This window comes from Micromonospora sp. NPDC005220 (genome assembly GCF_040607895.1).
In the GTDB taxonomy this organism is placed as follows: domain Bacteria; phylum Actinomycetota; class Actinomycetes; order Mycobacteriales; family Micromonosporaceae; genus Micromonospora.
Genome location: NZ_JBEXHP010000138.1, coordinates 1 through 13,134, shown reverse-complemented (window position 1 = coordinate 13,134; position 13,134 = coordinate 1). Strand labels below are relative to the sequence as shown.

Sequence of the window (13,134 nt, the reverse complement as noted above, 5' to 3'; positions counted from 1 at the left end):
AGACCGGGATGCTCGCCAGGGTCGCGTCGCGGGCGTCGGCGGCCGCAGCGGCCAACTCGGCGGCGCTGCCGAACCGGTCCTCCGGACGCTTGGCCAGCGCGCGGGCCACCACGGCGGCGACCGCCGGGGGAGTGTCCGCCGGCAGCGCCGCCGGGTCCTCCTGGGCGTGCCGGAGCGCCACCGCGAGGGGGTTGTCACCGTGGAAGGGCGGCTGCCCGGCAAGGCAGAAGTACGCCACCGCGCCGAGCGCGTAGATGTCGGTGGCGGCCGAGACCGGCTGCCCGGTGGCCTGCTCGGGGGACATGTACGAGGCGGTGCCGAGCACCATGTTCGCGGCGGTGAGCCCGGCCATGTTGCGGGACCGGGCGATGCCGAAGTCGACGAGCACCACAGTGCCGTCGGCCTTGACCAGCAGGTTGCCCGGCTTCACGTCGCGGTGCACGATGCCGGTGAGGTGGGCGGTGTGCAGCGCGTCCGCGGCCTGGGCCAGCACCGACATGGTGGTGGCCGGATCCAGCCGCCCCACCGTGCGCACCCGGGCCGACAACGGCTCGCCTTCGACGTACTCCATCACCAGGTAGTCGACCTGGCTGCCGTCGTCGAGCGCGGCCTGCCCCACGTCGTGCACCGGAACCACGCCGGGGTGCCGCAGCGCGGCCAGCATCCGGGCCTCGGCCCGGAACCGGGCGGTGAACTCCGGATCGGCGACCAGCGACGGCAGCAGCACCTTCACCGCGACCTCGCGTTCCAGCAGCACGTCCGTGCCGCGCCAGACCGCGCCCATCCCACCCGTCGCCACCCGCTCGCCCAGCCGGTACCGGTCGCCGAGCAACACTCCCCGTGTCAACACCGGGCCCACCGTACCGGCCGACGCCGATGGGATTGATCCACCCTGGGGGTCCCGCCGGGGCGAGCGAGCGGCCGTCGCGCGCCGGGCCGACTACGCTGGCGGGGGTTCGTCCCACGGGGACTTCAGCGGCGAGGGGAGACGCGGCATGGCGTGGAGCTGGCGGTACGAGGGCACGGACGGCCAGACGGTCGAGGGACCGGCGGAGTCGTTCGGCAGCCAGGCCGACGCCGAATCCTGGATCGGTCAGACCTGGCGGGAGCTCGCGGCGTCCGGCGTCACCTCGGTCGCGCTCGTGGAGGACGACCGGGTGGAGTACCGGATGAGCCTGCTGCCCACGGCCGAGTGATGGCCTACGACCGCCCGGGCGGCGACGGGCTGGTCCTCGGCGTACCCAAAGCGGCGTTCCGGCCCAGCCCGGTCTTCCTCGGCCTGGTCGCCCTCTTCGTGCTCAGCGGGGTGCTGACCTGGAACGGGTATGGCAGCGCCCGGTTCAACGTGTTCCTCTTCGTGGTGTCCGGCTGGCTGGTGTCGCTCTGCCTGCACGAGTACGCCCACGCGGTGGTGGCCTACCGGGCCGGCGACCGGGACATCGCGCACCGCGGCTACCTGACGCTCAACCCGTTCAAGTACACCCACCCGTTGCTGTCGATCGTGCTGCCGGTGGTGGTGGTGCTGCTCGGCGGCATCGGCCTGCCGGGCGGCGCGGTCTGGGTGGACCGGCACGCCATCCCGGGCCGACTGCGGCACACCCTGGTCAGCCTCGCCGGCCCGGCGACCAACGTGTTGTTCACGCTGGTGCTGGTGGCGGCGGTGCGGTTCGGCACCCGGTCGGATGGTCCGGTGGAGTTCTGGGCCGGGCTGGCGCTGCTCGCCTTCCTCCAGCTCACCGCCAGTGTGCTGAACCTGCTGCCGGTGCCCGGCCTGGACGGCGGCAACATGATCCAGCCGTGGCTCAACCCGCAGTGGCGCAAGATGTACGACCTGTTCGCGCCGTACGGCTTCATCCTGCTCTTCGCGCTGCTGTGGAATCCGCGCGTCGGCGGTTGGTTCTTCGACGCGGTCTTCGCGGTCGGTGACCTGCTCGGTCTGCCGTCGTGGCTCTACGCCACCGGCCTGGAGCTGATCCGCTTCTGGCAGAGCTGACCGGTCCGGCCGGCGCGACACCCTCGCGCCGGCCGGACCGGAACGGCGTCAGGGACGCTGCGCGGGGGACTCGGTCTTCGCCGGGTCCCGCTCGACGATCGGCCCGACGATGTCGTCGATCGCCTTGAGCAGGTCGGCGTCGAGCTTCACGCCGGCCGCCTTCACGTTGTCGTGCACCTGCTCGGGGCGGGACGCGCCGATGATCGCCGACGAGACGTTCGGGTTCTGCAGCACCCACGCCACGGCGAGCTGGGCCATGCTGAGCCCGGCCTGCTCGGCGAGGGGCTTGAGCTGCTGAACCCGGGTCAGCACGTCGTCGTTCATGAACCGCGAGATGAAGCCCGCACCCGACTTCTCGTCGGTGGCGCGGGAACCGGCCGGCGGCGGCTGGCCCGGCAGGTACTTGCCGGAGAGCACACCCTGCGCCATCGGCGACCAGACGATCTGCCCGATGCCCAGCTCCTCGCTGGCCGGCACGACCTCAGCCTCGATGACCCGCCAGAGCAGCGAATACTGCGGTTGGTTGGAGACCAGCGGGATGTGCAGCTCCCGGGCGAGCGGGTGGGCGGCGCGCAGCTGGGCGGCCGTCCACTCGGAGACGCCGATGTAGTGCGCCTTGCCGGAGTGGACGACGTCGGCGAACGCCTCCATCGTCTCCTCCAGCGGGGTGCTGCTGTCGTAGCGGTGGGCCTGGTAGAGGTCCACGTAGTCGGTGCGCAGTCGGCGCAGCGAGCCGTTGATCGACTCCATGATGTGCTTGCGGGACAGGCCACGGTCGTTGCGGCCGGGCCCGGTCGGCCAGTAGACCTTGGTGAAGATCTCCAGGCCCTCACGGCGCTCGTTCTGCAACGCCCGGCCGAGCACGTCCTCGGCCCGGGTGCCGGCGTACACGTCGGCGGTGTCGAAGGTGGTGATCCCCGCGTCGAGGGCGGCCCGGACGCAGGCGAACGCCGCGTCCTCCTCGACCTGCGAACCGTGGGTGATCCAATTGCCGTACGAGATCTCGCTGACCATCAGGCCGGAACGGCCCAGGTGTCGGAATTCCATGTACCGACCCTAACTCCGGTGGATCACCGGTGCCGACCGGCTGCTCAGAGCACCGGGTTGGCGTCGGTGAGCAGCCGGTCGATTTCCTCCAGCACCTCGGCGCGGTCGCGGTGCACCGGGTCGATGAGCGGCACGCCGCGCCGGTCCAGCGCACCCCACCGCCCGTTGCCGCTCTGCACCAGGAACGCCACCGGGTGGATGACCAGCATCGGGTGCGCCGGCGGGACCAGCACCGTGCCAGTGCGGTCCACCACGCCCCGCCGACCCGCCACGTCGACCACGGCGAGCCCTTCGTCGGTGAAACCGTCGATCTGCTGGCCGTCGGCCAACTCGGTGACGAAGGCGTGGTAGCGGGTGGGCACGATGACCCGGCCGGTCCGGTCGACCGCCCCCCACCCCTCGCGCCGCACCGCGGCCAGCCCGCGCCGGAACGGTCGTACCTCGGCGAAGTTGGGCGCGACCTGCACCGCGCCGGTCGCGTCGATCGCCGTCCAACCACCCTCGCCGACCACCCAGGCCAGGCCGTCGCTGAACGGACGCGCGGCCCGGAAGGACGGCGGGATCACCGTCGTACCGAGCAGGTTGATCAGCGACCAGCGGTCGGTGTCCGGCCGGCGGACCCAGGCCAACCCGTCGTGGAAGGGCTGCGCCTCGGCGTACCGGGCGGGAATGACCACGTCGCCGTCCTGGCTGGTGTAACCCCACAGCGACCCGTCCTGGTCCGGCACCGGGGGCCGGTCCCGGTCGAGCACCTCGTCCCGACCCCGGGGGTACGGCCCGAAGCCGTCCGCCTCGGCCCGGACGGTGACCGCGTCGAGGGCCACCCGGACCCGGTCCAGCAGTTCGGGGTCGCCCGCGCCGCGCAGGTCGAGCGCCTTCTCGAAGTGCTCGCAGGCCTCCATCAGCCGCCCCTGGTCGTAACAGGACCGGCCGGCGTGCTCGTGCAGCGCGGCCCGCAACCGGTCCGGCAACTCGACCGAGTTCGCCTGGGCGAAGAGCTGGTCCGCCTCGGCGAAGTCGCCACGCCAGCGCAGCACGTGCGCCAGCCGGGCCTGGGCCAGCGCCGTCCGGCGTAGCTCGCCGGTGGCCTCGGCGTAGGTGAGGGCGAGCCGACCGTCGGCCAGCGCGTCGTCCAGGTCGCCGAGAATCCGGGAGGCCACCGCCCGCAGGCTGAGCAGCCGGGCCCGGGCGCGGTTGTCGACCGCCGAGCCCAACTTCTCGGTCAGCCGTCGCCGGATGGCCCGCAGGTCGTCCGGCTCCGTCAGATCCTCACGCAGGGTGACCGGGTCCAACCGCCAGCGGTACGCGGCCAGAACCTGCTCCGGGTCGCCCGGATCGGCCAGCGACGGGCGGGTCACCACCGGCGGTGCGTCGTCGGGTGGCGCGGACACCGGCACGTTCTCGCCGTCCGAGCCGCTTCTCGGGCCGGGTACGGCCGAGGCGGGTGGCCCGGACGTCGGCTCTACCGCCGCCGGCGGCGCGGAGATGGGCGCTGGTGGTCCGGAGATGGGCGCTGGCGGCGCGGAGACGGGCGCTGCGGGGGGCGGTGGTGTCGAGGCCGGTGGCGCGGAGATGGGCACTGCCGAGACCGGCGCCGGCGAGACGGGCGTAGGCGGTGCGGACACCGGTGCTACGGAGTACGGCTGCGCTGCCGCGGGTGGTGCGGACACCGGGGCTGCGCTCGGTGTCGGTGGCGCGGAGACCGGCGCTGCGGCGGGCGCCGGTGGCGCGGAGACGGGCGCTGCGGGCGGCGCCGACACCGGCGGCGCCGGGGGAGCGGAGACCGGCGTGGCCGAGACGGGCGGCGCGGAGATCGGCCGGGCGGAGAACGGCGGCGCCGAGACGGGCGGGTTCGTGGCGTCCGCAGACGTCACTAACCGCGCATCGTCGACCGGCCACTCGTCGGCTCGCGAGCCATCGACCGGGCTCGTGCTCGGATCGTCGGTCGGGTCGGCCGCCTCGTCGGGTGGCGCGAAGTAGTCCGTGTGGTCGGGCTCGACCGGGCCGGCGTCCTCGTTGGGCGAAGAGGCCGAGGGCTGCGGGTCGGCTTCGGCCGGCTGGCGGGCAATCGCGACGACAGGTGCGCCGGAGACCGGCTGGTCGGCGTCCGCCGTGTCGAAAGCAGGCTGCGGGTCGTCGTTCGGGTCGTCCGCCCAGAGCAGGGGAGCACCGGAGACCGGGGCAGCGGGCGGCGCGGAGACCGGGGCGAAGGCGTCGTCCGGTGTCGACCGGATGGCGTGCTCGTCGGCCACGTCGAGGTGGGTGTCGGCCGTCGGCGTCGACGTCTCCGCGTCCGGTGTGGCGGGGTCTCCGGCCGGGGCGAACGACCGCTGATCCGTCGCCGGCTCGCCCTGGTCGGACTCGGCGGGCTGAGCGGGGCTGAACCACGCCGCCGGCCCGCGGGCGCCCGGGACGTCGTCCGGCTCGCGAACGGGCGCCACCGGCTCTTCCGAGGGCGGTGGGGGCACGTAGCGGCGCGGCGTGCCGGGTGCCAGCGGCAGCGCCGGCGCGACGTCCTCCGCCAACGGCGGCGAGGCCGACGGCGGCGAGGTCGACGGCGGCGAGGCCAATGGTGGCGAGGTCGACGGCGCAGGAGCCGCCAGGGTCGGCTCGGCTGGCGGCGGGGCGGGGCGGGTTGCCGGCGCCTGCCAGGTGGGCGGCGGGGCCACCGACGGGCGTGCGTCCGCCGTCGGAGCCGGCCGCTCCGGCGAGTACGGGCGCTGCGGCGCGGTCGGTCGATCCGGCGCGGTCGGCCGATCCGGCGCGGTCGGTCGATCGACGGGGTGCGGCCGCTCGGTAGGGGGCGAGCGGTCCGGGGAGACCGGGCGGCGGTCGGTCGGTGGAGTGCCGGCCAGCGGGTCGCCGACCCGGCGGCGCTCCGGCTCCTCGCCGCGCAGCTGGGCCGCCGGGCGATCCCCGGTGTCCGGGCCGGGGTAACGCGGCGGCGGGGTGTGGCGCGCCCCCGACGCCGGTGGCGGTTCGGCCAGCGGTCGGTGGCCCGATGTCGGCGGGGCATCCGACCGCTCGTCGGCGCCGGGCGGGTCCACCGGCGCGGGCAGGTACTCCAGCCGCAGGCGCGCGGCGGGTGGCCCCGAGACGGGCCGGTCGGAGGCGGGCGATACCGGGGCAGCCGACACCGGTCGGTCCCAACCGGGCGCGGCGGGCGAGACGGGTGCCGGCGACACCGGCCGGTCCGGGGCGGCTGGGGCGGCTGACACCGGTCGGTCCCAGTCGCGGGTGGCGGGGGAGGCGGGTGAAGGCGACACCGGCCGTTCCGGCGCGGCGGGGGAGACCGGGGTGGCCGACACCGGTCGGTCCCAACCGGGGGAGACCGGGGTGGCCGACACCGGTCGGTCCCAACCAGGGGAGACCGGGGCCGACGACACCGGTCGCTCCGGGGGAACCGGCATCGCACGACTGGACGCCGGCGGTGTCGCCGCGGCCGGGCGTACCGGTCGCTCGTCGTACCGCGCAGCCGCCGGGCGCTCGTCGGGCCGGGACGGCGTGACCGGCGGCCGTTCGGGCCGGGCAGCCGGCCGCGACGCGATACCCGGCTCGGCGCCGCGGTACGGGTCGGGGCTGCGGTGCGGGTCGGGGCTGCGGTGCGGGTCGGGGCGGTGCGGGTCGCGGTGGCCCGGCTCCCGGGTGCGGTCCGGGGTGCGGTCCTGGCGTACCGGACCCGGCGCTGGCCAGGGCAGACTGCCGTCCGACCGTTGGCCCGGCTGCGGCCGGGGCTCGCGGTAGGCGTCCTCACGGGGTGCGTCCTCGCGGTACCCGTTGTCGCGGTACGCGTCCGGGCGGGCCTGCTCGCGGGGTCGCCGGTCCGGGTACGCGTCGGCGCGGGCCGCCGCCTCACGGGGCTGCTGCCGCTGCGGGTCGGTGTCGGGCCGACGCCGGTCGTCGTCGAGGCGGGGCTGGTCGGGCAGGTCCGGCTCGGGCCGCCGCCGCCGTCCACCGTTGGGTGCGGGCGCTGCGCCGATCCCCTCGTCCGCGCGGTAGCGCGGCTCTGGGCGGCGCAGGTCGTCGGCGGCCCGGTCCGGGTACCCGTCGGCGCGGTATCGCGTGCGGCCGTCCACCGGTGCCCACGGGTCGGCCGCGTCGGCGGCCCGCCCGTCGTGGTCGCGGGCGGGTCGGACGCCGTACCCGTCGCCGGGGTGCCGCTCGTAACCGGCGGCTGTGCGCTCCGGTGTACCGCGCCGGCGTGGTGTGTCGTCCGGCTCGGGCACCCAGCCGGGTTCGGGCCGGGGCGCGGGGGAGACCGGCGGGCTGCCCCGGTAACCCCGATCCCGCTCGGTGGGCTCCGGCCGGGGCCGGCGGCTGTCGTACCCCTCGGGGGTGGTCTGGTCCCGGTGCCAGGCGGCTTCCCGCGCGGGCCCTCGCTCGTCGGCCGGGCGTCGGTCGGACCAGGCGGTGCGCCGGTCCGACTCGGGGGAGCGACGTTCCTCGCGGCGGGGCGGCTCGGGCAGCGGACGACGGTACGGCTCGTGGTCGTAGTGGCGGGAGTCGGCGCTGTCAGGCCGGCCGTAGCCGGACGTGTCTGCCGAACGGTCGCCGGCTCGGGATCTGCCGTAGGTCGGTGTCTCGCCCGGCTCGTCGTCCACCCAGGACCGGCCGGGCGGCTGGTCCGCCGGTGGTTCGTCGGACCACGACCGGCCGAGGTAGGTGCCGTCCGGGCGGGTCGGCGCGAGCGGCGGCACCTCCGCGCGGCCGGACACGGTCGCCCGGCCGCGCGGTGGCGGCTGGTGCGGCATGCCGATGTCGCCGGGGTAGCGCTGGCCGGGGAACTGGGGGTGCCACTCGGTGGTCGGTTCGGCCACCCAGGACGGTTCGTTCGGGTCCGGCCACCGGTCGGTGTAGCGACCGTTCATCCGTCGAGCCCGTCGCCACACCCGGCCGCTGGGCCGATTCTCGCCGGGGGTGAGCTGTCCGCAGCCGCCGCCGGGTGACCGCCGGGCGTCCGGTCGCCGCCTGCCACGCCCCGGTGGCCGGCTCGCGTCCGCTCGCTCACGCGTTGTCACCTCGTTGCAAATTGTCGCGCTGGGGCCGCACATGCCGGTCAGGTCGCCGCTTTGGCAGGCCGTGGCTGCGGATGGAGGGTAACGGCGTGGACTCGCTCACCGCCACTGTGGCGCCGCCCACCGGCGCAAACGTTATCCCATTGGTTTCGGACATTTGGCCCTATAAGCGAATCTGGTATCCGACCATACCGCACTCGGCGGCCACCCGGCTGCTGCGGGATCGCCGTGCTCGTTCAGGGATGTTCCATGATGAGGACGGCGAACGTGCCGGGAGCGAGCGCCTCGTAACGGTGCGGAGCGTCGCCGGGGAACGCGGCGTAGTCACCGGGGTCGAGTTCGACAGGCGCGCCCTCGGGCCCGACCCGCAGTCGGCCGGCGGCGACCACCACGTGCTCGATGCTGCGGGGGGTGTGTTCGTGGCCGGCTCGGACCGCCCCCGGCTCCAGCCTGATCAGGTAGACGTCCCGGCGCAGGTGCGCGGCACCGGCGCTGAGCAGCGTTCCGCCGAAGTCGGCCTGCTCGGAGCGGACCTGCGGCCCGTCGCCCGCCCGGATGACCCGTACGACGTCATCGACGGGCTCCACCAGCCGGCTGAACGGCACACCGAGCGCGACGCCCAACGCCCAGAGCGTCTCCACGCTCGGGTTGCCGGTGCCCGACTCCAGTTGGGAGAGGGTGGACTTGGCCACCCCCGCCCGGCGGGCCAGCTCGGTCAGCGAGATGCCGACCCGGTCCCGCTCCCGGCGCAGGGCGGCGGCGATGGTGGCCAGCGGGGCAGCCGGTTCCGAGGGCATGCCTTCGCTCCATGGGGTCGAACGTTCGGTCTGGCGAACAACGGCAACCCGTTCAGCATGATGAACGCACGACAAGATCCGCGCAGTTACGGCGAAACTGCTGCCTCCGAGGTGCCGGAGGCAGCAGTTTCGCTGACGTTGCGGGGATCTTGCGGGAGCCCGGGGTCAGACCTTGTCGCCCAGCTTCACCCGGGGCGCCGGAGCGCGCATCCGCCGGAAGGTGATCGACCGCATGACCGCGTAGAGGAAGAGCGAGCCCATCCGCTGGTCGGTCTTCGGGAAGCGCTCCCGGACCAACTTGCTGATCTTGCGGCAGATCAGCACCGAGTCGACGACCACACCCAGCGCCAGCGCGCCCCAGAGCAGGTTGGAGATCAGCCGGACCGGGGCCGGCATCGCCGCGTTCGACCCGATCAGCACGATCAGCGCACCGCCGAAGAACCAGGTGCCGACGGTACGCCGGGAGTCGACCACGTTGCGGGCCAGCAGCCGCTCCGGGCCACGGTCGCGGGGGCCACCCTCGCGGCGGAACTCCGACGCGGCCTCGGCGCGCAGTTGGCGGCGACGCTCCCGCTCCTCCTCCTTGGTGAGGGGGCGGCTGGGACCGGCCGGGCGGCGGCCGGCGGTCGGCCGCTTGGGCGTCTCCCGACCCTTGGCCGGGGTGTAACCCCGGGGACGCTCAGCGGTCTCCTCGGGGGTCACCGAGGTGACGGCCTCGTCGACGAGGTCGGTGGACTTGCGGCGAAAGAGCGACGGCACGCGGCAAGGGTAGCCAACGGCCCACGCCCGGTGCACATCGCGGTGCACCGGGCGTGAAGAGTGTGTTCGGCCTTACGGCCGCTCGGTGTGGGCGCCCAGGTTGGCGAGCTTCGCCTCGAAGTCCTCGTAGCCCCGGTTGATCAGGTCAACGCCGTACACCCGGGAGGTGCCCTCAGCCGCGAGCGCCGCGATCAGGTGGCTGAACCCGGCCCGCAGGTCCGGGATGACCAGGTCGGCGGCGTGCAGCTTGCTCGGCCCGGCGATCACCGCCGAGTGCTTGAAGTTGCGCCGGCCGAAGCGGCACGGGGTGCCGCCGAGGCAGTCCCGGTAGACCTGGATGTTGGCGCCCATCGCGTTGAGCGCCTCGGTGTAGCCCAGCCGCTGCTCGTAGACCGTCTCGTGGACGATCGACAGGCCGCGGGCCTGGGTCAGCGCCACGACCAGCGGCTGCTGCCAGTCGGTCATGAAGCCGGGGTGCACGTCGGTCTCCAGCGCGACCGCGTTCAGCTCGCCACCCGGGTGCCAGAAGCGGATACCGCCCTCCTGGCCGGGGTCGCCCAGCTTCGGCGCGCGGGCGTCGGTGACCTCGTACTCGCCGCCGACCGAGCGGAAGATGTTCAGGAAGGTCATCATGTCGGCCTGCTGCGCGCCCAGCACCTCGACGTGACCGCGGGTGGCCAGGGCGGCGGCCGCCCAGCTCGCCGCCTCGATCCGGTCCGGGATCGGCCGGTGGGTGTAGCCGTGCAGCTTGGGCACGCCCTGAATCTCGATCACCCGGTCGGTGTGGACCTTGATGATCGCGCCCATCTTCTGCAGGATGCAGATCAGGTCGATGATCTCCGGCTCCACCGCGGCGTTGCGCAGCTCGGTGACGCCCTCGGCCATCACGGCGGTCAGCAGCACCTGCTCGGTGGCGCCGACGCTCGGGTACGGCAGGGCGAACTTGGTGCCGTGCAGCCCGTTCGGGGCGGACAGGTGCAGCCCCTCCGGCCGCTTGTCGACCGTGGCGCCGAACTCCCGCAGCGCCTGGAGGTGGAAGTCGATCGGACGCGGGCCGATGTGGCAGCCGCCCAGATCCGGGATGAACGCGTGCCCGAGTCGGTGCAGCAGCGGGCCGCAGAACAGGATCGGGATCCGGCTCGAACCGGCGTGCACGTTGATCTGGTCGGTGCTGGCGCTCTCCACGTTCGCCGGGTCGAAGACGAGCTCGCCGTCCTCGGTGCCGTCGGTGACCTTGACGCCGTGCAGGCCGAGCAGACCTCGCACCACCTCGACGTCGCGGATCTTCGGCACGTCGAACAGTCGGCTCGGGCTGTCGCCGAGAAGTGCGGCGACCATCGCCTTCGATACCAGGTTCTTCGCGCCGCGCACGCGGATCCGCCCTTCGAGCGGAGTACCTCCGTGCACAACCAGGACGTCGTCGGTCAACGCAACCTCCAGCGCGTCGGTGCTGCTGTGTTGATGGTGGGGTGCCTGAATGTCCTCGCTACCCCGGATGCGGCCATATCGAAACGGCCCGCGTGTGTCGTCGCTTGGGCAGCATAGCCCTCGGTGACGAAAAAGGACTCGGTCACAGCGGCGTGTGTGGCATTAATCGGTGATCCGGCACTTTTGCGTACCAAGAGCGCTACGGATCGTGATCAGGCCACCGTCGGTGGCGGAGTGTCCGCGCCGGGCAGGGCGAGCATCTGATCCAGCGCCACCCGGGCGTGGTGCGCGGTGTCGGCGTCCACCGTGATCTGGTTGACCACCCGGCCCGCGACCAGCTCCTCCAGCGCCCAGACCAGATGCGGCAGATCGATCCGGTTCATCGTCGAGCAGTAGCAGACGGCCTTGTCCAGAAACATGATCTGCTTGTCCGGGTGCGCCAGCGCGAGCCGGCGGACCAGGTTCAGCTCGGTGCCGAGCGCCCACGCCGAGCCGGCCGGAGCCGCCTCGACCGTCTTGATGATGTATTCGGTGGACCCGACGTAGTCGGCGGCCGTCACCACCTCGTGCCGGCATTCCGGGTGGACCAGGACGTTCACCCCGGGCACCCGCTCCCGTACGTCGTTGACGCTGTCCAGCGTGAACCGGCCGTGCACCGAGCAGTGCCCCCGCCAGAGGATCATCTTGGCGTCGCGCAGCTGCTCCGGGTTGAGCCCGCCGCCGGGCTTGTGCGGGTCGTAGAGCACGCAGTCGTCCAGCGACAGGCCCATCTCCAGCACCGCCGTGTTGCGGCCCAGGTGCTGGTCCGGCAGGAAGAGCACTTTCGAGCCCTGCTCGAAGGCCCAGTCCAGGGCGCGCTTGGCGTTGGACGAGGTGCAGACCACGCCGCCGTTGCGGCCCACGAAGCCCTTGATGTCGGCCGAGGAGTTCATGTACGTCACCGGCACGGTCTCGCCGGCGATGCCCAGCTCGGTCAGCGTGTCCCAGGCGGCCTCGACCTGGCCCAGCACCGCCATGTCCGCCATCGAACAACCCGCCGCGAGGTCGGGCAGGATCACCCGCTGGCTGTCGGTGGTGAGGATGTCGGCGCTCTCGGCCATGAAGTGCACGCCGCAGAAGACGATGTACTCCGCGTCCGGGCGGGCCGCGGCCTCCCGGGCCAGCTTGAACGAGTCGCCGGTCACGTCGGCGAACTGGATCACCTCGTCGCGCTGGTAGTGGTGCCCCAGCACGAAGACCTTGCTGCCCAGCTTCGCCTTCGCGGCGGTGGCCCGGGCCACCAGATCCGGATCGCTGGGCGCCGGCAGGTCGCCCGGACACTCGACGCCGCGCTCGGTGTCGGGGTCGCTGCCCCGGCCGAGCAGCAGCAGAGCCGTCGCCGTGTTGGAGGGTTCCACCCAGGTCGAAGTCACGTTGCCCATGGTCCCACAGCGCGAGCGCGACGCAGCTCCGCTCGGTGTGGGCTGCCACACTGCTCGGCATGCGCGTGCTGCTCTGCCCGGACAAGTTCGCCGGCACCCTGTCCGCACCGGAGGTGGCCGCCGCGGTCGCCGCCGGTTGGCGCACCGTCACCGAGGGAGACGACCTGCTGATCCGGCCGCTCGCCGACGGCGGGCCGGGCTTCGTGGAGGTGCTCGCCGAGGCCCTCGGCGGCCGCCGGTTGCCGGTGTCGACGGTCGACCCGCTGGGCCGGCCGGCGGCCGGTGAGATCCTGCTCACCGCCGACGGCGCGACCGCCTATCTGGAGAGCGCGCAGGCGTGCGGCCTGCACCTGCTCTCCGCAGCCGAGCGCGACCCGAAGACCACCACCTCGTACGGGCTGGGTCTGCTGGTGGCCGCCGCGGTGGAGAGCGGCGCCCGCACCGTGGTGATCGGGCTGGGCGGCTCCGGCACCAACGACGCCGGCGCCGGGATGCTCGCCGCGCTGGGCGTGACCCCCCTCGACCAGGGCGGCGCCGCGCTGGCGTACGGCGGGGCGGCGCTCGCCCCGGTCGGCCCCGGGGACGCCGCGCCCCGGCGGCGCGGCGGGCGGGGGGTGGCGGCCCCCGGCGGTGCCCACCCGCGGGGCCGCCAGCGCCGCGCCTGCCACCTGAGC

General features: G+C 73.9%; 10 protein-coding genes. 3 read left to right on the top strand and 7 right to left on the bottom strand.

Going from position 1 to position 13,134, the window contains the following annotated elements; translation table 11 throughout:
- A partial coding sequence (locus ABZU52_RS29245; protein WP_354974175.1) for a serine/threonine-protein kinase occupies positions 1 to 850 on the bottom strand: 850 nt, incomplete at its 3' end.
- A 145-nt stretch (positions 851 to 995) separates the two neighbouring features.
- Here ABZU52_RS29245 and ABZU52_RS29240 point away from each other — a divergent pair.
- Both ABZU52_RS29240 and ABZU52_RS29235 read left to right on the top strand, forming a co-directional pair.
- The gene (locus ABZU52_RS29240; RefSeq protein WP_030337978.1) at positions 996 to 1,196 is read left to right on the top strand and encodes a hypothetical protein; all 201 of its coding nucleotides are present in this window, start codon (positions 996 to 998) and stop codon (positions 1,194 to 1,196) included.
- The gene (locus ABZU52_RS29235) at positions 1,196 to 1,993 is read left to right on the top strand and encodes a site-2 protease family protein (RefSeq protein WP_354974174.1); all 798 of its coding nucleotides are present in this window, start codon (positions 1,196 to 1,198) and stop codon (positions 1,991 to 1,993) included. Before ABZU52_RS29240 ends, ABZU52_RS29235 begins: the two co-directional genes overlap by 1 nt.
- A gap of 48 nt (positions 1,994 to 2,041) precedes the next feature.
- Here ABZU52_RS29235 and ABZU52_RS29230 read toward each other — a convergent pair whose 3' ends face one another.
- From ABZU52_RS29230 to nadA, 6 genes are all read right to left on the bottom strand, one after another.
- On the bottom strand, positions 2,042 to 3,040 hold the full coding sequence (locus ABZU52_RS29230) for an aldo/keto reductase family protein (RefSeq protein WP_354974173.1): 999 nt from the start codon (positions 3,038 to 3,040) through the stop codon (positions 2,042 to 2,044).
- A gap of 44 nt (positions 3,041 to 3,084) precedes the next feature.
- Entirely contained in the window at positions 3,085 to 7,908 is a 4,824-nt protein-coding gene (locus ABZU52_RS29225; protein ID WP_354974172.1) for a WG repeat-containing protein, read from the bottom strand.
- 383 nt (positions 7,909 to 8,291) lie between these two features.
- On the bottom strand, positions 8,292 to 8,852 hold the full coding sequence (locus ABZU52_RS29220; RefSeq protein WP_354974171.1) for an XRE family transcriptional regulator: 561 nt from the start codon (positions 8,850 to 8,852) through the stop codon (positions 8,292 to 8,294).
- 165 nt (positions 8,853 to 9,017) lie between these two features.
- Entirely contained in the window at positions 9,018 to 9,611 is a 594-nt protein-coding gene (locus tag ABZU52_RS29215; RefSeq protein ID WP_354974170.1) for a DUF3043 domain-containing protein, read from the bottom strand.
- A 72-nt stretch (positions 9,612 to 9,683) separates the two neighbouring features.
- On the bottom strand, positions 9,684 to 11,039 hold the full coding sequence (murA, locus tag ABZU52_RS29210) for a UDP-N-acetylglucosamine 1-carboxyvinyltransferase (protein WP_354974169.1): 1,356 nt from the start codon (positions 11,037 to 11,039) through the stop codon (positions 9,684 to 9,686).
- A 212-nt stretch (positions 11,040 to 11,251) separates the two neighbouring features.
- A complete protein-coding gene (nadA, locus tag ABZU52_RS29205) occupies positions 11,252 to 12,451 on the bottom strand; it encodes a quinolinate synthase NadA (protein ID WP_354974168.1) in 1,200 nt (399 codons plus the stop codon).
- A gap of 68 nt (positions 12,452 to 12,519) precedes the next feature.
- On the opposite strand from nadA, the gene ABZU52_RS29200 reads away from it, so the two are divergent.
- Positions 12,520 to 13,134, top strand: a 615-nt coding sequence (locus ABZU52_RS29200) for a glycerate kinase (RefSeq protein ID WP_354974167.1), incomplete at its 3' end; no start/stop codon positions are given.